Source organism: Actinomycetospora sp. 2LY8.5 (assembly GCF_057180585.1).
The window spans coordinates 1-17,038 of sequence record NZ_JBXUHE010000047.1 but is presented as its reverse complement, the minus strand read 5'-3'; the positions used below and the strand labels follow the sequence as shown (position 1 = coordinate 17,038).

General features: G+C 70.8%; 17 protein-coding genes. 9 read left to right on the top strand and 8 right to left on the bottom strand.

Annotated elements, in window-relative coordinates:
- Positions 1-23 precede the first annotated feature (23 nt).
- The gene (locus AC2A1K_RS30905; protein ID WP_483900187.1) at positions 24-1,631 is read left to right on the top strand and encodes an ATP-binding protein; all 1,608 of its coding nucleotides are present in this window, start codon (positions 24-26) and stop codon (positions 1,629-1,631) included.
- A gap of 138 nt (positions 1,632-1,769) precedes the next feature.
- Here AC2A1K_RS30905 and AC2A1K_RS30900 read toward each other — a convergent pair whose 3' ends face one another.
- The 3 genes from AC2A1K_RS30900 to AC2A1K_RS30890 all read right to left on the bottom strand — a co-directional run bounded on the left by AC2A1K_RS30900 (position 1,770) and on the right by AC2A1K_RS30890 (position 3,446).
- On the bottom strand, positions 1,770-2,228 hold the full coding sequence (locus tag AC2A1K_RS30900; protein WP_483900186.1) for an SRPBCC family protein: 459 nt from the start codon (positions 2,226-2,228) through the stop codon (positions 1,770-1,772).
- 79 nt (positions 2,229-2,307) lie between these two features.
- A complete protein-coding gene (locus AC2A1K_RS30895) occupies positions 2,308-2,889 on the bottom strand; it encodes a TIGR03086 family metal-binding protein (protein ID WP_483900185.1) in 582 nt (193 codons plus the stop codon).
- Positions 2,886-3,446 (bottom strand): TetR/AcrR family transcriptional regulator, encoded by a 561-nt coding sequence (locus tag AC2A1K_RS30890; protein ID WP_483900184.1) that lies wholly within the window; start codon positions 3,444-3,446, stop codon positions 2,886-2,888. Before AC2A1K_RS30890 ends, AC2A1K_RS30895 begins: the two co-directional genes overlap by 4 nt.
- Positions 3,447-3,538: 92 nt before the next feature.
- Here AC2A1K_RS30890 and AC2A1K_RS30885 point away from each other — a divergent pair, with 92 nt between their 5' ends.
- Positions 3,539-4,534, top strand: a complete 996-nt coding sequence (locus AC2A1K_RS30885; protein ID WP_483900183.1) for an NAD-dependent epimerase/dehydratase family protein — start codon at positions 3,539-3,541, stop codon at positions 4,532-4,534.
- Positions 4,535-4,833: 299 nt separating this feature from the next.
- Positions 4,834-5,985, top strand: a complete 1,152-nt coding sequence (locus tag AC2A1K_RS30880; RefSeq protein ID WP_483900182.1) for an aminotransferase class V-fold PLP-dependent enzyme — start codon at positions 4,834-4,836, stop codon at positions 5,983-5,985.
- 42 nt (positions 5,986-6,027) lie between these two features.
- Here AC2A1K_RS30880 and AC2A1K_RS30875 read toward each other — a convergent pair whose 3' ends face one another.
- Together AC2A1K_RS30875 and AC2A1K_RS30870 are read right to left on the bottom strand one after the other, a co-directional pair.
- On the bottom strand, positions 6,028-7,335 hold the full coding sequence (locus AC2A1K_RS30875) for an amidohydrolase family protein (protein WP_483900181.1): 1,308 nt from the start codon (positions 7,333-7,335) through the stop codon (positions 6,028-6,030).
- A 287-nt stretch (positions 7,336-7,622) separates the two neighbouring features.
- Positions 7,623-9,197, bottom strand: coding sequence for a carboxylesterase/lipase family protein (locus AC2A1K_RS30870; RefSeq protein WP_483900180.1), 1,575 nt, complete (start codon positions 9,195-9,197; stop codon positions 7,623-7,625).
- 193 nt (positions 9,198-9,390) lie between these two features.
- Here AC2A1K_RS30870 and AC2A1K_RS30865 point away from each other — a divergent pair, with 193 nt between their 5' ends.
- From AC2A1K_RS30865 to AC2A1K_RS30855, 3 genes are all read left to right on the top strand, one after another.
- Entirely contained in the window at positions 9,391-9,942 is a 552-nt protein-coding gene (locus AC2A1K_RS30865) for a TetR/AcrR family transcriptional regulator (RefSeq protein WP_483900179.1), read from the top strand.
- Positions 9,943-10,024: 82 nt separating this feature from the next.
- Positions 10,025-10,711 carry a hypothetical protein gene (locus AC2A1K_RS30860; RefSeq protein ID WP_483900178.1) on the top strand — a complete coding sequence of 229 codons (687 nt, stop codon included), beginning with the start codon at positions 10,025-10,027 and terminating at the stop codon, positions 10,709-10,711.
- Between the two features lie 33 nt (positions 10,712-10,744).
- Positions 10,745-10,948 carry a helix-turn-helix domain-containing protein gene (locus AC2A1K_RS30855; protein ID WP_483900210.1) on the top strand — a complete coding sequence of 68 codons (204 nt, stop codon included), beginning with the start codon at positions 10,745-10,747 and terminating at the stop codon, positions 10,946-10,948.
- 99 nt (positions 10,949-11,047) lie between these two features.
- Here the strand turns inward: AC2A1K_RS30855 and AC2A1K_RS30850 are convergent, their stop codons facing one another.
- A complete protein-coding gene (locus tag AC2A1K_RS30850; protein ID WP_483900177.1) occupies positions 11,048-12,031 on the bottom strand; it encodes a hypothetical protein in 984 nt (327 codons plus the stop codon).
- A 111-nt stretch (positions 12,032-12,142) separates the two neighbouring features.
- Here AC2A1K_RS30850 and AC2A1K_RS30845 point away from each other — a divergent pair, with 111 nt between their 5' ends.
- Together AC2A1K_RS30845 and AC2A1K_RS30840 are read left to right on the top strand one after the other, a co-directional pair.
- Positions 12,143-13,408 (top strand): sensor histidine kinase, encoded by a 1,266-nt coding sequence (locus AC2A1K_RS30845; protein WP_483900176.1) that lies wholly within the window; start codon positions 12,143-12,145, stop codon positions 13,406-13,408.
- The gene (locus tag AC2A1K_RS30840) at positions 13,405-14,085 is read left to right on the top strand and encodes a response regulator (protein WP_483900175.1); all 681 of its coding nucleotides are present in this window, start codon (positions 13,405-13,407) and stop codon (positions 14,083-14,085) included. Before AC2A1K_RS30845 ends, AC2A1K_RS30840 begins: the two co-directional genes overlap by 4 nt.
- A 42-nt stretch (positions 14,086-14,127) precedes the next feature.
- Here the strand turns inward: AC2A1K_RS30840 and AC2A1K_RS30835 are convergent, their stop codons facing one another.
- Positions 14,128-15,213 (bottom strand): hypothetical protein, encoded by a 1,086-nt coding sequence (locus tag AC2A1K_RS30835; RefSeq protein ID WP_483900174.1) that lies wholly within the window; start codon positions 15,211-15,213, stop codon positions 14,128-14,130.
- Positions 15,214-15,888: 675 nt separating this feature from the next.
- Between AC2A1K_RS30835 and AC2A1K_RS30830 the strand changes: the two genes are divergently transcribed.
- Positions 15,889-16,317 (top strand): hypothetical protein, encoded by a 429-nt coding sequence (locus tag AC2A1K_RS30830; RefSeq protein ID WP_483900173.1) that lies wholly within the window; start codon positions 15,889-15,891, stop codon positions 16,315-16,317.
- A 51-nt stretch (positions 16,318-16,368) separates the two neighbouring features.
- On the opposite strand, the gene AC2A1K_RS30825 is transcribed toward AC2A1K_RS30830, so the two are convergent.
- Positions 16,369-17,038: IS256 family transposase (locus AC2A1K_RS30825; protein ID WP_483900172.1), on the bottom strand; the 670-nt coding region annotated here is incomplete at its 5' end.

Here is a 17,038-nt window from a genome sequence, read left to right as displayed (position 1 = left end):
CGCGTTCGACGCGAGGAGTACCGGTGACCGGTCCGATCCCCACCACCCCGCCCGCGCGCGGGTCCGCTCGATCGGCCAGGGCGCGCGGCTGGCTCGCGCCGCGCGATACCGCCTCGCTGCTCTCGGACTACGAGCTCGGCGTGCCCACCCGCCCCGCGGCCACGCCACCGGTGAAACCGGCGAAGGTCAACCGGGACGCCCGCCCGCGCCGCGGCCGCCGCGAGAGCGGGCTGGGCTGGACCGCGGTCGAGGCGCCGCTGACCACGCTGCGCACCACCACCGACCAGATCGGCGGGCTCTACCCCCTGCTGGCGACGCCGGGGATGCCGCCGGTCGGGGCGCAGCTGGGCTACGACGCCCTGTCCGGCGGCGCGTTCTACGCCCACCCTGTGGAATGGGTGCTGCGCGGGATCGCGACCAACCCCAACATGATCGTGTTCGGGGAACCCGGCCGCGGGAAGTCCTCCACGATCGCGGCGTTCGTGCTGCGGATGATGGCCTACGGCACCAAGTGCCTCATCGCCGGCGATGTCAAGGGCGAATACTCCCCGCTGGTGCGCGCCCTGGGCTACGAGCCGATCGCGCTCGGCTGGGGCCGGCGCACCCGCATCAACCCGCTCGACCTCGGCCCGCTCCAAGCCCGGTGGACCTCGCTGTCGGACGCCGAGGCCGGCGACGCGCTCAACGACCTCATCGGGCGCTGGTCGCACCTGCTGGCCGCGCTGTCGGACTCCCAGGGCCACCCGGTGAACCCGACCGACACCGAGGTCCTCTCCCACGTCCTGCGGCGGCTGACCGGGATCGCCGAGGGCAACACGCGGCTGCGCCCGATCACCATCCCCGACGTTCACCGCGCGCTCGCCCAGCCCGACGACGAGCTCTGGCAGGTGCACCGTTTCGCCGGCCGCCAGCACTTCCTCGACTTCACCCGGCCCCTGACCGACGCTCTTGGCGCCCTGGTCAACGGCCCCTTGAAAGGTCTGTTCGACGAGCAGACCAACATCGACGTCGACTGGTCGGCCCCGATCCAGTCCCTCGACGTGTCCGGACTCGAGGGCCGCGGCGACAAGCCCCTCGCGGTGGCGATGACCTGCCTGGGGTCGTGGTCGCGCTCGGCGACCGACCTGCGCAGCGACGGCGAGCTGCGCATCATCGTCCGCGACGAGATCTGGCGCCAGATGCGCCTGGGCGCCGGGATGGTCGCCGCCGTCGACGCCGAACTGCGCCTCTCCCGCGCCCAACAGATCATCTCGGTGCTCGCCGCGCACAAGCCCGGCGACATGCTCACCGTCGGCGACACCGGCTCCCAAGCGGTCAACATCGCCAAGGACCTGCTCGCGTTGTGCGACACCCGCGTGCTCATGGGCCAGACCACCGCCGTCGCCGACGACCTCGCCTCCGAGCTCCAGCTCTCCAGCCGCGAACAGGACCTCATCACCGACTGGTGCAACGGCGGCGCCGGCCGCGGGCTCTGGAAGGTCAAGCGCTCCGGGTATCAGGTCCAGTGCCTGCTCACCCCGCGCGAGAGGGCGGTGTTCGACACGAACGCCCAGCTTCGTGGCAACCCTGGTGGGTTCACGAATTCTGAAGGTCTTGGGGTCGCGAACCCGAAGCCCAAGGCACGGCGATAACGGTACAAGTACCCATGGGTTCGGGAACTCACGACTCCGGGCCCGAACACGCAGTGCGATGGGCGGTCGGCGACAACGTCGGGCGGTGGATAGCGGTCGGTGTCGTGGCGACAAGGCGGAGGCGACGTTCCGGCCGGACTAGATTCGGTGGTGTCCAGCCTCCAAGTACGCCTTGGCGCGGTGCAGCTCCCGCGGGATCGCGGTGCGGAGCCAGCGGTCGAACAACGGGTCGACGAACCAGGACAACGGCTTCGCGAAGCGGAAGTCGAGGGCACGCGTGACCACGGTGCCGGCGGCCGTTGCCTCGCAGCGGAAGGACGCCTCGAAGGTGAGAAGTGCGTCCGTCCAGGCCGGAACGCCGCAGATGGAGATGTGATGGCCTTCCGGCACGATGTGCTGTGTGGTCCTCGGGCCGGGCACTCCCATGAGCCTGGGGGTGAAGGTCACCAGCCGCCCCCGTCCGTCCGGCGCGTCCCGGACGGAATGGATGGTCCCCAGCTTCTCATCCACCCTGCGGTAGCGACGGAGGTCCATCACGAAGTCGATGATCTCGTGCGGTGGCCGCCGGATCACGACGGCGGCTTCTCTGTAGGCCATAGCTCGTTCCTTCTGATTCGACACCCAGAGGAGCACCTCGACCTGCCCGCGCTGGGCGATGCACGTTGCCCATGACCCTTCACCGCTGAGCGGATACCGATGGGGCGCGTCCTGTCGCTGCAAGTAGTCGTTCCTGCTCGGTCGCGCCCTCTCGAATAGCCACGGGGGCGGCGTACATGCCGGTCGCGGCGAGCTCGACCTCGAGGGCGCGGACACCGATCAAGGTGGCGTGGACGGCTTCGGGGTCCAGGATGATGGCGCGATCGATGGTCGTGGCGAGGTCCCAGGCGTGAATCAGGGGTTCGATCACTCCGATCGTCAACAGCTCGTCGACGGTGCGTGGTCTTGTCGGGGTCGGTACGACCGTGTCGAGGTCGAGGTCGGCCAGCATCCCGTTGAGTTCTTGCACGGTGGCGTACCACGTCGCGACGAGCTCCGGGCCGGCTCCGGCGACGGTGTCAGCCTCGGCCGGGCGAGGCCCGTGGCCCCTGAGCATCGACATGATCTGTTCTTGGCCGTCGACGAGGTGGCCCAGCAGGTCTCGAGCGGTCCACGGCGGGCACGGCGACATGTGCCCCCAGGCGGCTGGCGGAAAGGTCGCGGCGAGTCCTGTGACCAGGTCAAGTGATCGTTGGTAGCGCTGCGCGGAGCTGGTGGTCACGGTTCGCACCGCCCTTCCAGGAGGGGGGCAAGAGCTCGCCATGCGCCGCAGGCGAGATCGTCGGCCACGGTCGACGGGTGGTCGACCTGGTCGGCCAGCCAACGGCGGGCGTAGGCCTGCGCCGGGCCTGTCCACAGCGCCAGAACCACCGGCAGATCCGGTCTCCGCGTCCAGCCGTGTGCGGTCAGCCACGCGGCGACCTCACCGAAGATCGCCCGGTTCTCGTCGGCGACCGCTGCTTCCAGGCCGCGGGGCGGCGCGCCGGCAGGCGCGGAGAGCAGTAGCCGGGCCAGCGACGGGTTCTCGGCGATCCAGCCCAGGTGCGCGACGACAACGCCTTGCACTCCGGCGCGCGCGTCGTCTGCGCCGCGCAGCACGCGCAGCAGGGTCTCCTGATGGTTGGCCATTCCTTCGGCGATGACCGCGGTGGTCAGGGCGTCTCGCGAGGGGAAGTGATGGAACAAGCTGCCGTTGCTCACCCCGGCACGCGTCCGCACCGCGCCCATCGAGGTGGCCTCCCAGCCCTGCTCGGCTGCGCACGCCAACGCGGCCTGCACGATCCTCGACCGACCTGACAGTCTGGACATAGAGCTACACTCTAGAGCAGCACTCTGTCCGATGACGATGGGGCCGGTGGAGGGAGGCAACGATGCGGGTGGCGGTGATCGGCGGTACCTGGTTTCTGGGGCGACGCATCGTGGAGCGGCTGCACGAGCGCGGCGACGAGGTGCTCGTGATCCATCGGGGCCGCAGCACACCCGAACCCTGGGTGCCGGTCGCGCACCTGCTCTGCGACCGATACGACCTTGCATCGCACGCCGCGGAGGTTCGGAACTTCGCCCCGGAGGCGGTCGTGGACACCTGTGCCTTGACCGGCGCCGACGTCGACGCGGTGCTGCCGGTGTTCGCCGGTCTGCCGGCGGTGGTGCTCTCCAGCCAGGACGTCTACCAGGCCCACACCGGTCTGCGCAGTGGGCGCGATGTCGCGGCGGTGCCACTGGACGAGGACGCCGAACTGCGTCGAGAGCGCTACCCGTACCGCGGCTTGGGGCTCGACGTAGTCCCCGACGACTACGACAAACTCGACGTCGAGGAACGCTGGCTCGCCCACGCGGCCACCGTCCTGCGGCTGCCGTTGATCTACGGGCCGCACGATTGGCAACGCCGTGAAGACGTGGTGTTGCGTCGCCTTCGGGCTGGACGCAGCGAGATCCCGGTGGGCGCGGCGAACCTGCTCTGGACCCGCGGCTACGTCGAGGACCTCGCCGCAGGTGCGCTCGCCGCCCTCGACACCCAGGCCGGCGCCGGGCTACCCATCAACCTCGGCGAGCCCACCACTCGCAGCATTCGCTGGTGGCTGCACCGCATCCTCGAGGCAGCGAACGCCACAGCCGACCTCGTGCAGGTCCCCGAACACCTCCTGCCGCCCGACCTCGCGCTCACCGCCGCGCCCGCCCAACATCTCGTGGTCTCGGTGGCCCGGGCGCAGCGACTGCTCGGCTGGACACCCGAACCGGCCGAACGACGCATCGTCGAGTCCGTGCGCTGGCACCTCGAGCACCCACCCGCCGAGCCCACCTGGACACCCGAGGACGCGGCCGCCGACGACGAGGCCCTCGCCCAGCGGGAACTGTCGGATGCCTGAGCCATTGGCCCGCAGCTCTGCTGTGGCGTTCCGCCTGATGCCTACTTCGGTGGTCCGTGCTGGCTCGGTGCGTCGACGGCGATGGGGTCGCCGGAGAGACGGTCGACGCGGCCCGATGGGACCTGAGCACCACCACCGAGTGTGCCGCCCAGCCGTCTCCGTCACGGCAGTGGGTACGCCGACGCGCCCTACCCGCACGGTGCCCTTGCTCGCTGTGGCCTGGCCACCGTGGCCCCGGCGGCCACGTGCCGCGGTGCGCGAAGCCAGCCCACGTGGCCCGGCCTGAGGAGGGAGCGACGATGGTGACGCTGGGTGAGCAGCGCGACATGTTCGCGGTTCCACCAGAGGTCGCGTACTTCAACACGGCCAACCTCTCGCCGCAGCTGCATGTCGTGCGGGAGGCCGGCCTTGATGCGCTCGAGCGTCGGGCCCGGCCCTGGAGTATCGGCTCCCAGGACTGGTTCACCGACGTGGAGCGCCTGCGCGTTCTGTTCGCCGGGCTCATCGGCGCCAACGCCGACGGGGTGGCCCTCGTGCCGGCCACCAGCTACGGGTTCGCTGTCGCGGCCCGCAACCTGAGAGTGCGCGCCGGGGACAGGGTGCTGGTCCTCGCCGAGGAGTACCCCTCGGGGATCTACACCTGGCAAGCCGCGACCACGGCCGTCGACGCCGAGATGCTGACGGTGCATCGCGAGGCCGGGCAGAGCTGGACCGAGGCGATCCTGCCGGCACTCGACGACCGGGTCGGGGTGGTCTCGGTGCCGCAGGTGCACTGGACCGACGGCTCGATCATCAACCTGGAGGCGGTCGCCGCCCGCGCCCGTCAGGTCGGCGCGCGGCTCGTGATCGACGCCAGCCAATCGCTGGGCGCGATGCCGTTCGACGTCGAGGTGATCCGCCCGGACTTCGTGGTCAGCGTGGGTTACAAGTGGCTGCTCGGCCCGTTCGGCGTCGGCTACCTCTATGTCGCCGAGCAGCACCGCGACGGCGAGCCGATCGAGCACAACTGGATCCTGCGAGAGGGCTCGCAGGACTTCACCCGGCTCGTGGACTACCGCGACCAGTACCAGCCCGGAGCGCGACGGTTCGACGTCGGCGAGCGCACCAAGTTCGAGCTCCTGCCGATGGCCGTCGCCGCGCTCGAACAACTCTCCGCCTGGGGAGTCGACCGAGTCGCGGCCACTCTGGACACCATCACCACGACCATCGCCGACCACGCCACCGAGCTGGGTCTCCACCCACCCGAACGAGCCGGGCGCGGAGCCCACATGGTCGGGATCGAGGTCCCCGACGAGATCCGTGCGCACCTGGTGCCCGCTCTCGCCGCGCATCACTGCTACGCCGCGGTCCGTGGTCGGTCCCTACGGATCGCCCCGCACCTGCACGTCAATGAGGCCGACATTCGGCGGCTCATCGAGGCCCTGACCTTGGCAACCAACGCACTGCGTTAGTAGGGGCGGGGTTCGGGTCGTGGTCCGACGCGGGGATGGGTGTCATGGGCGGCGGTCCACCAGGTGGCCGTTGCGCCACACGTGACGGATGGAGCGCGTGGCGGTGATCTCGCGGGTCGGGTCCCCCTCGACGAGCACGAGGTCGGCGCGGTGTCCGGGCGCGATGCGTCCGCGGCGCTCGAGCCCGAAGCGGCGGGCCGGTTCGGCGGTGGCCGCGCGCAGCGCCTCGGACGGGGTCAGGCCGGCCCGGGTGAGCAGTTCGAGCTCGCCGTGCAGGCTGGCTCCGTGGGCCAGGCGCGGGCCGGCGACGTCGGTGCCCGCCAACACGGGGACCCCGGCGGCGTGCAGGGCGCCCAGGTTGGCGATCGCCGCGGGCAGGACCGCAGGTCGGCAGCGTCCGCCGACCTGCCCGGTCAGCCCGCCGCGTTGGGTGTCGGTCAGCCACGACGCGAGGCGCGGGTGGGAAGCCAAGGCAGGCCCTGTCCCGGCGCAAGCCAAGGCGTCGTAGACGCTGAGGGTGGCGACGACGAATGTGCCCTGCGCGGCGGCGCGCGTGACGAGCTCGGCGGGCATCGGTTCGCCGGGGACGTGGGCAAGCCCGTCGGGGCCGGCGGCTATGGCGGCGTCGGCGTCGCGGCGGCTCCCGACGTGCGCGACGCTGGTGGCGCCGCGTCGGCGCGCGGCGCGCACGAGGTGGCCGATCTGCTCGGCGCCCAACGTCGGGACAGGGGCGCCGTACACGCCGCCGTCTTCGACGATGATCTTGATGTGGTCGGAGCCTTCGTCGAGGCGTGCGGCGACGAAGGCGTCGGCCTGCTGCGCATCGGCACCGGGCGCGAGGGTGGGGACGGGGCCGTATTGGGTGCCGTGGCCGCCGGGCACGGTCGCGAGGGTGCCGGCGCTCCAGTGGTCGCAGAACGGTGTGGGCGCCGTCGAGGTGCGTTGCTCGCGGTAGGGGCCGAGCAGCTCGGTGAAGGTGAACATGTCGATCTCGGTGGTGACCCCGAACCGGGGTGCGTCCCGGTCCGGGGCGAAGGCGTGGACGTGGCTGTCGATCAGGCCGGGCAGCAGGGTGGAGCCGCGGCCGTCGATGGCCTCGACGCCGTCGGGGATGCGCACGTCGGGGCCGACGGCGCGGACGTGCCCGTCGTCGACGAGCACGATCGTCGGGCCGAGGGACTGCTCACCGTCGAACACCGCGGCGTCGCGCACCGCGAACGCGCGGGGGGCGCCCAGGGCCGGGCCGGGTGTCGATCCGGGTGCAGGTCGGGCCGATTCCGGGGCGCTACAGCCGGCCAGGCCCAGGCCGCCCAGGGCCGCGGCGCCGGCCAGGACGGCCCGGCGCGTCACCTGTCGGTGCGCTGGCGCCGGGAGATCGAGACACATCGTCGCTGACTCCATCTGTTCGGGCGTTTCGGAGGGGAGGGGAGGGTCTCCCCTCCCCTCCCCTTCGGGCGATCTTGTCCGCCTGCCCCGAGCGCTGTTGCTGACCGTAGCCGCGTGGCTACTCGATGACCGAGTCGAGGGCGGAACCCCTCGGGCCCGGGGACGCGGCTCGGGGACGGAACGGGCCGAGAGGGTGACGGGCATCGCGGCTGCGCCGTCGCGCAGATGGCCCCACGGCTGCGAGACGAGATCTATTCGGCCGGGGCGTCCCAGAGCCGAAGGCGGTGACGCTCGGCGAGGTCGGTCGCGGGTCGGATCCCCTCGGGCCCGGGTGCGAGAGTCTGGGCGGAGGTCGGCCCGGTGTAGGCAGCCCAGGACGGGGCGCCCTGGCCGCCGGGGTCGCCGTGGCGGGCGAATCGTGTCCAGTAGCCGATCATCTGGTCGGACAGGGCTCGTTGGTGGGGCGCGAGTGGTTCGGTCCAGTCGACGTCGAACAGGTAGGAGAGCTCTGCGGTGTGGTACGCGCCGGGCGGGAAGCGCGCTGGGGGCAGGGCGCGGAACCAGGGCGGGTGGGGGTCGGCGAACTCGTAGGCGAACGTCGGTGCTCGCTCGGAGAGTCGCTCGGCGGCGGCGACGACGCCGTGCGCGTAGTTCCGTGCGGTGAGCAGCTCGGCCAGGGTGGTGGCGGCGCAGGAATCGTCGGCGCAGGGGTATGCGGCGTGGACCGCGGCGGCTCGTGGCCCGGCGATCCGGTCCACTTCGGTGCGCAGGTCGGTCGTGGTTGTGGGGCGTCCGCTGCCGAGTTCGTCGCCGTAGATGCGGAAGCGTTCCTCGTCGCGGTTGAACCCGATCAACGTCGGGACGGCGCGCAGCTGCCCGGCGGCCAGGGCGCGGGCGGGATCCACGGGCAGCAGTGTTGTGCTCGTGGAGGGGCCGACGCCCTCGCCGTCGTCGGATGCCTGGCGTATCTCGGCGACGGACTTGGTGCGCAGGCACGGTGCGGCGGTGGCCGGGTCGGGACAGCCGAGCCGGTCGGCGATCGCTCGGCCGCGCCGTTCGGCGAGGTCGCGGGGGCGTGGTGCGCTGCTGCGCTCCGGCGACCAGGTGGCGGTGCAGTCGGCGCTTTGGATGATCGCCTTGGCGAACAGTCCGTCGGCTGCGGGTGAGGCGAGCTGCGCGCAGACCGCGGCACCTCCGCCGGACTCGCCGGCGAGGGTGACGTTGTTCGGGTCGCCGCCGAACGCGGCGGCGTTGCGCTGTACCCACTGCAGGGCGGCCTGCTGGTCGGCCAGGCCGAGGTTCTCGGCACCCGGCAGGGAGGGGTGGGCGAACCAGCCGAACGCACCGAGCCGGTAGTTGATCGTCACGACGACCACGTCACCGGCTCGGGCCAGCCCGCTCGCGCCGTAGAGGCTGCCGCTGCCGTCCTTGTGGCTGCCGCCGTGCACCCACACCAGGACCGGTCGGCCGGTGCCGACCGCGGCCGGGGCGGTGACCTCGAGGGTGAGACAATCCTCGTCCAGGCTGGGGCGTCCGAGCTCCAGGCCGTTCTGCGCGCACATCGGCCCAGGGGCCGTCGCGTCCCGTGGTTCGCTCCAGGGCTCGGCCGGGCGGGGCGGCGCCCAGCGCAGGTCGCCGGTCGGCGGGGCCGCGTACGGGATGCCGCGGAACCTGGCGATCCCGCCGTCAATGCTGCCGCGCGCCGGGCGGGCATCGGTCTGGACGATCGGCGTGTCGCTCTCGGACCGCTCCCCCGCCCGGTCCGGCTGGTCGGCGGGTGCTGCTGGGGACTCCTGGGCCCCGCACCCCACCAGAACAGCGAGCACGACGCCGAGGGCACCTACTACTAGCGGCCTCGCGGCACGGTGAGTCATGAGCACCCCGATCCCGTCCCCGGACGGGACGCCGATCTCACCGTGACAAGATTTGGGCAAACGCGCAAGGCATATGATCAATGCGTTCGAACGACTAGCGCGGGCGAATCAGTCGATCGCCTGCCCTGTCGCTACGCTGCGAGCCGTGGGCAACCGCGACGATCTGCTGGCCGGAGCGAAACGCTGCCTGCTCGAACGGGGATACGCGGCCTCGACCGTCCGGGACATCGCCACCGAGGCCGGGGTCAGCATGGCGGCGATCGGCTACCACTACGGCTCGCGGGAGGCGTTACTGACGCGGGCCATGGACGACTTGATCGACGAGTGGGGTCAGGCGGTCGCCACATCGATGGGCGGCGCCACCGACCCTCGCGACATGTGGGCGCGCATGATCTCCTCGTTCGCCGCGAATCGCGCGCTGTTCGTGGCGAGCCTGGAGGCCGCGGTCCTCGCCGGGAGATCCGAGCCGCTGCGCGACCTGCTGGCCAACAGCCTCGAGCAGGGCCGCGCCGGCACGGCCGCCGCCGTGCTCGGGGTCGACGAGGACGACCTCGATCCCACCACGATCCGCACGACCGGCTCGGCGCAACTGGCCTTGGTGACCGGGATGTTGGTGCAGCACCTCTGCGACCCCGACCGCGCCCCGTCGGCCGACGACCTCCTCACCGGCCTGCGGCGCCTGGCCAACCCCACCTGAACGCGGAATACGCTGCGCACCCCTTGCGCTCTTATCGTTTATCGATAATATCGAGTAACGATATGTATCGGGAGGTGTCGGCATGGACGCGTGGTGGCAGCAACTGGTGATCCGCTGCTCGCGCGGGGCCCTGTTCCTGTGGGCGCTGTGGCTGATCGTCGCTGCCCCGCTCATCGCGGCGGGCACCGTGATCGGCGCCGTGAACGGCGCCGCGGGCGCCATCGAGTCCGGGGTGCGCGTGCCGGTCATGATCGACGTGCCGGCGCCGGCGCTGACCCCGCAACCGGTCGCGGCCTCCCCAGTGGCGTCAGAGGCGTCGGCGGCACCAGTGGCGTCAACATCAATGGTGTCGTCGGCCGGTGGACCCGACACCGTGCGGGTCGCGGTCGAGTTCGGCGTCGCCGGCCTCGGCGTGGGCACCGCGGTGCTGTGCTGCCTGCTCTGGCTGGGTATCAGTGCCGCGGCCGCGCCGGTGCTGTGGCAGCTCTACCGGCTCAGCCATGACCTCACGCGCGAGCGGTTCACGTCCTCGATCGTGGAGCAGGTGCCCCGACTCGCCGCGCGGATCGTGCTGGCGGGGGCCGCATGGAGTGTGCTGTCCGCGGGGTCGTCCGCCGTCGCAGCCGCCGCCGCACCGATGCCCGCGCACACGTCGGTGACCTTCGCGCCGGGGCTGGCGGCGCTCGGCGGTGCTGGGCTCCTGCTCCTGCTCGCCGTGGCGCTACGTCGGGCCGAAGTGCTGCAGGCTGAGCAGGACCTCACCATCTGATGGTCGTGATCGTCTGATGGGGATGATCGTCTGATCGCTGTGATCGTCACCCTCGACGAGCTGCTCGCCGAACGCGGCATGACCCTTACCGAGCTGTCCTCGCGTGTGGGGCTGACCTTGGCGAACCTGTCGATCCTCAAGAACGGCCGAGCCAGGGCCATCCGCTTCAGCACTCTCGATGCCCTGTGCCGAGAACTCGGCTGCCAACCCGCCGATCTCCTGCGCCATCGGCCCTAGCGGTGATCGTCAGCGCGGAGACTGTCCGCCGTGACCGTCATCCGGGCCCCTGACCTTCGACCCCGCGAGCCGGGGGAGAATCGAGCCGGGGGAGAAATGTCATCCCCAGTTCTGGAACCCGTTGACCGCGCTGAGCAGGTACTGGCCGGCGAGGAGCGCCAACGCTGCGACACCACCCCACCACGCCCCGCGCGTCACCGGCTCGGCGCGCCGCCACAGACGTGCTCCGAGGGGAACGAACACGGTTGCTAAGAGCACCGCGGCGATCAGAGAGTTGAGGTCGGTGCCCTTCAACACGCCGCCGTAGTGGGTCATCATGAACGCCACGCCGAGGGCGGGCGCCCAACCGAGCACCCCGGCGCGATAGGCACCGATCGCAAGAAGCGCCCATGCGAGGTTGTCGCTGCCGTTGACGGTCTGCAGGACATACCAGGCCCCGTAGGTGTCGCTGACCGCCGCCGTCGCGGCCTGCACCCCTTGCGCGTCCACCAGCTGCAGGGCCAGGAAGCTGATGCCCTCCTCGAAGATGCGGACCGTGCTGCCCACGACGGCGATGGTCGCTGCCCAGAACCCCCATCCGGGGCGCGCCCGCCCGATCAGACCGGCCACGGCGAGGAAGGCGGGGATCATCAGCACCAGCCCGGCGGTGTAGAGGGCGTAGGAGGTGAGCATGGTTCCCGGGGTCCTGGCCATGGCGGCGAGCTGCGCGGGGAAAAAGTAGTGGTGCCCGGACCGGACGGCCTCGCCCGCCAGTAACAGCAGCGGAGCCACGATGAGCGCGCCGGCGCCGACACGTGAACCTGGCCAGCCGGTGACCGGCCCCGCCGCGTGCACCCTCATGGCCGGGCCTGTCGCCCCCAGCAGCAGCCGACCCGCCGCGGCCCCCACCACCAGCGCGCCGAGCGCCGAGGCGAGGGCCGAGACCTCGGTGCCGCCCCAGCGATACTCCCCGACCCCGAGCAGTTCGGTGAGTGCGAACGCGCCAATCCCACCCAGCCCCACCGCCCCGACGAACACCGCGACGGCGCGCAGATCGGACCCCGAGCGCCTCGGCGGGCTGTCGGGCTGGTGCCGCGTCGTCATCAGGGCAGCGTCCCGCCCAGGAACGCCGTGAGGCCTCTGGCTGGAGTCGGATCTTCGGTGTCGGACCTGAGGGGGACGCGGTGGCGCCACGGTCGGCGTTAGCGTGCCGCTGTGCCGCAGCTCGCCGGCCTGGACCAGCACCCGGTAGCCCGGGTTCGCCGTGCGGTGCTTCTCGACTTCGCCGTGGCGGTGGCGGTGGCGTGGCTGGTGGCGTACACGGTGCTCGACCCGCCCGGGCCGGCCTACCCCGGCCCCGCCTGGGTGGCCTGGTCGGTCGGGGTCGCCGCGGGGCTGCCGTTGCTGGTGCGACGCCGGTGGCCCACTCCGGTGCTGGCCTGGGTCCTGCTCGTCGCCACGTCGGCGACCCTGCTCGGCATCGCCGGCGCAGGCGCGTTGTGGGTGACCTACGCCCCGGTCGCGGTCGCCTCGTACACGGTGGCGAACCTGACCGATCGGATCACCACCGCCGTCGTCGCTCTGGTCGTCGGCCTCGGCGCGGCGGCGGCGACCGTCCCCTCCTTCTACCGCCTCCACGGGCCGATGGATGCCCGCGCGTCGGCCAGCGAAGTACCCCTGTGGTGGCAGTTCGAGCTCGGGCTCACGGTTGTCCTGCTCGCCACGGCATGGTCGGCCGGGAGGGTTGTGCACACGCGACGCGCAGCACGAGCCGAGTTCGCGCGCCGCTCAGCCGTCCAGGCGGTCGCCGACGAACGGCTCCGAATCGCCCGCGAGCTGCACGACATCCTCGGCCACACCATGGGCCTGATCACGATCAAGGCGGCCGTGGCGGGCCGTGTCGCGGACGAGAATCCTGAGCACACCAAAGCCGCGCTCAGCACTATCGAACAGACCAGCCGCGACGCGATGACCGAAATCCGTCGCCTGCTCGGGGTGCTTCGCCCCGCCACCGACGCGGCCGGCGAGCATCCCCACGCTGACAGCGCCAACGGCGCCAACAGCCCAGGGCTAAGCCCGCTGCCCGGCAGCGCGGACCTGCCCGCCCTGGTCGATCGACTCGCCGGTCCGGACCTGGAGGTCGACCTCACGATCACGGGAACAGCAGGGCTGGCGCCCGGGGTCGACCTGGCAGTCTTTCGCATCGTGCAGGAGGCCCTCACCAACGTCGTCGAGCACTCCGAGGCCCGGCGCTGCCGAATCGCCGTGGACACAACCGCCGACACCGTTCGCGTCGAGGTCGCCGACGACGGCCCCACGCGCCCGACCGCGCGACGCCGCCCAGCCGGCGGTCACGGCCTGATCGGGATGCAGGAACGCGTCGACGCCTACGGCGGCACGCTGAGCGTCGGCCCCCGGGCCCACGGCGGGTTCCAGATCGTGGCCGACATCCCCCACACCGAGCCCGGCAGCGCTTCATGACCACCACGGATCCCGAGACCCGCGTGCTGCTCGCCGACGACCACGCCCTGGTCCGCGAGAGCTTCCGCGTCTTGCTCGAGGCCGAACCCGGACTGCAACCCATCGGTGAGGTCAGCACCGGCACCGAGGCCGTCCGACTAGCTCGCCAGCACCAACCAGACGTCGTGCTCATGGACGTCCGGATGCCGGACATGGACGGAATCGAAGCCACCCGACGCATCTGCACGAACCCGGAGACCCCGGCGGTCCGCGTCCTCATCCTCACCACGTTCGACCTCGACGAATACGTGTACGCCGCACTTCGCGCCGGAGCCAGCGGATTCCTGCTCAAGGACTCCACCGCAGCTGAACTGATCACCGCCATCCAGGTGATCGCCGCCGGCGAGGCCCTCCTCGCGCCCCGCATCACCCGTCGTCTCATCGCCACGTTCGCGCGCCAAGGACCCCCCACCGGGCCCACCGGCGCGGCGCTGCACAGCCTCACCGACCGGGAACGAGAAGTCCTCACCCTGATCGCACGTGGCCTGTCCAACACCGAGATCGCCCAGAACCTGCACGTCACCCTCGGCACGGTGAAAACCCACGTCGGACACCTGCTGGCCAAACTCAACACCCGAGACCGCACCCAACTTGTTGTTCTCGCCTACGAGGCCGGCGTGGTCACTCCCGCGACATAGCGGAGCCCCCATCTCTCGGGGCACGGTTCCCACTGGTGGAGTTCATGCGAGGTCGGGATGCTCAAGGGCGAGCGTGTAGCGCGTGGCTGCTGTGACGCTGAGGCCGAACAGGTCGCAGATTCGGCGTACGTCTCCACTGGTCGCGTGGACCTCATGCAGGATGCGGTCCTCGCGCAGCCGCCGGGAATCCACTAACTGACGGCGCCAGGGGTACGTGCTACTGACCGGCATCAGCCGGGCGGCGGAGCGCCGGTTGACCAGCAGGTAGGGGTTCCTCGTGCTCGGGAATCGGTGTTCTCGATAGTCCAGATAGACGGTGAGCCGAGCCCTTACTGGCGCGGCGAGGAGAATCGTGCGATCGGCGACGGTCAGGCGCCCGTCGTGTGCGTCGATCAGACGGAGCCTGGATATCTGTCGGGCGGTGAGTCCGTGGAACGCGACCAAGGCCACTGCCAGCGCACGGGCGGGGTCAGTGGAGTTGAGCGCGTCGCGGATTGTGTCGGTGTCGATCGGGACCGGGATGTTTTCTCCCGCGGACCCAAAGTCGATACCCCGGGTCGGGTTGGTGAACACCTCCTTCCGCCCCCGAAGGACGTCGAACAGCGACCGCAGTCCGGCGCCCGCGTGCAGTCGCTCAACCCTGCCGTGCGGGAGCGCGGCCAAGACGTCGTCCCCGCCGATCCCGGCGAGTGTTCGGTGTCCGGCGCCGGCCCAGGCGTGCAGTACCGGTGCCATGCCCCTGATGCGCAGATGGATGGTGCGGTGGTGGCGGGGGCGACGTCGCGGTGGGCTGCTACTCCCCTCGTTCATCACGCCGTACCAGGTTTCGAGCTGGTGGATCATCGCGGTCGGCAGCCCCGCGATCCGGCTCTCGAAGTAACGGCGGACAGCCGGGACCTGATCGTCGTCGAGCAGACCCGCGGCGGCGAGCACTTCCAAGGTGCTGTCGACCGTCAGGCCGCGCTGGCTGAGCAGGGCGCGGGCCTCTCGCGTAGAGATCGTCGCGCCGGAGGTGTCCTGGTAGGCCTGCAGTGCCTGGATGGAGAGTCCGACTGTGTTGATGAGTCGGCTGCTCCAACCGTGGCGGGCGGCATGGTTACGCAACACCTCGTCGCAGTAGTTCGCCATATGAGGGTCGGGAGCCGGCGGTACCTGGTCCGGAGTACGGAGCTCGCGGCGAGCGGGGAACAACGAGAGCTGTCGGTGCTGGACCGGGTGAAAGGTGGGCACGGGAGCCGGCTGCGCCGACGCTCGCATCCGTCGTGGCGTCTCGACGCGGTGATCGACTCTTCGGAAGTGTGGTGGGTGCAGGTTGGCGAGGTAGAGCTGCTGCCCGACCCGGGCTACTGCTGTGGGGTCGAGCGGACCGGTCTCGGTGCCGAGCAGCTGGGCTTGGTGCCAGCATAGCCGGCAGACGCCGTGCCCGCCGAGTGGGAGCGGGCGTCTGCAGTGGGGGCAGGGCGCTACCGGGTGGCGGGCACGCCATCCTCGGCAGCCGAAGCATCTCCAGTTGTGGCGTCGCACCACGCCCCAGGCCAGGCAGTCTTTGCACGAGCCTGGGTGCTTGAGGATGTCAACCTCCTCTGGCCCCACCGTGACGGTCTGATTCGGCTCCACCGGGGTCGGCTCGTCGGGAGGTTGTGACGGTCTGATCTGGCCCCACCTGCCGACACGCCGGTGTTGTGACGGCTTGAAGTGGCCCCACCTGGCGAAGATCGCTGGGCATGACACGGGCCGGGTTGGGGATATCGAGGGTGGAGCTGTTCGAGGCGATTCGGCGACGCCCGGCGTGAGGACGCTGGGGTGCGCGAGCTCGCTCGCCGCTACGGGGTGCATCGACGCACGGTGCGCCAGGCGTTGGCCTCGGCGGTCCCGCCGCCGCGCAAGACTCCGGCGAGGGCGGCGCCGCGCCTGGATCCGGTGAAGCCGTTGATCGACGCGATGCTGCGCGAGGACCTGACCGCGCCCCGCAAGCAGCGCCACACCGCGCGGCGGGTGCTGGCGCGGCTGGTCGAGGAGCACGGCCACGACGACATGAAGTACCCGACGGTCCGGGACTACGTCGCGCGCCGCCGCGCCGAGATCGCCCTCGAGGCCGGAAAGTCGCTGGTCGAGGCGATGGTGCCGCAGTCCCACGAGCCGGGAGCGGAGGCCGAGGTCGACTTCGCCGAGCTCTACATCGACCTCCAAAATCAGGGCCGCACGAAGGTCTTCCTGTTCACCCTGCGCTGAGCCTGTCAGGATTCCGGTGTAAGCAACGGGTCGTTGATTCGGTGGAAAGTATCAGAGTTTGAGTCGTCCGGGGAAGTGGATGACCAGGCTGTTGAGTGCGGTCTTCCAGCCGTGGGTGCCGGTGCCTGACTCGCCGCCGCGGTTACTGGAGATGTTCCGTAGGCCGAGGTAGAGCAGTTTCATGGCGGCTTCGTCGGAGGGGAAGTGTCCGCGTGCTTTCGTGATTTTGCGGAGCTGGAAGTTAATGGATTCGATGGCGTTGGTGGTGTAGACGACGCGACGAAGTTCGGGTGGATAGTCGAGGAAGGGTACGAACTCCGGCCATGCGCGTTTCCAGACGTCGGTCACCCCCGGGTATTGACGTCCCCACTGCTGGTCGAGGTCTTTGAGGGCGAGCTCGGCGGCTTCGACGGTCGGTGCGGTGTAGATCGTCTTCATGGCGGCGTTGATCTTCTTGCGGTCGCTGTAGGACACGAACCGCATGGCGCTGCGGATCACGTGCACCACGCAGGTCTGCACCACGGTGTCGGGGAAGACGGTGGTGATGGCCTCGGGCAGCCCGGTCAGGCCGTCGCAGCAGGCGATGAGGATGTCGCGCAGCCCGCGGTTGCGGAGCTGGGTGAGCACCGAGTGCCAGAACTTCGCGCCCTCGGCCTCGGCGATCCAGGCGCCCAGCGCGTGCTTGCGGCCCTCGACGTCGACCCCCACGACCAGGTGGGCG

Coding starts and splice junctions, on each gene's coding strand:
- AC2A1K_RS30840 (WP_483900175.1), top strand. CDS start 13,405: ATGACCACCACGGATCCCGAGACCCGCGTGCTGCTCGCCGACGACCAC.
- AC2A1K_RS30850 (WP_483900177.1), bottom strand. CDS start 12,031: ATGACGACGCGGCACCAGCCCGACAGCCCGCCGAGGCGCTCGGGGTCC.
- AC2A1K_RS30860 (WP_483900178.1), top strand. CDS start 10,025: ATGGACGCGTGGTGGCAGCAACTGGTGATCCGCTGCTCGCGCGGGGCC.
- AC2A1K_RS30880 (WP_483900182.1), top strand. CDS start 4,834: ATGGTGACGCTGGGTGAGCAGCGCGACATGTTCGCGGTTCCACCAGAG.
- AC2A1K_RS30885 (WP_483900183.1), top strand. CDS start 3,539: ATGCGGGTGGCGGTGATCGGCGGTACCTGGTTTCTGGGGCGACGCATC.
- AC2A1K_RS30900 (WP_483900186.1), bottom strand. CDS start 2,228: ATGGCCTACAGAGAAGCCGCCGTCGTGATCCGGCGGCCACCGCACGAG.
- AC2A1K_RS30835 (WP_483900174.1), bottom strand. CDS start 15,213: ATGGCGAACTACTGCGACGAGGTGTTGCGTAACCATGCCGCCCGCCAC.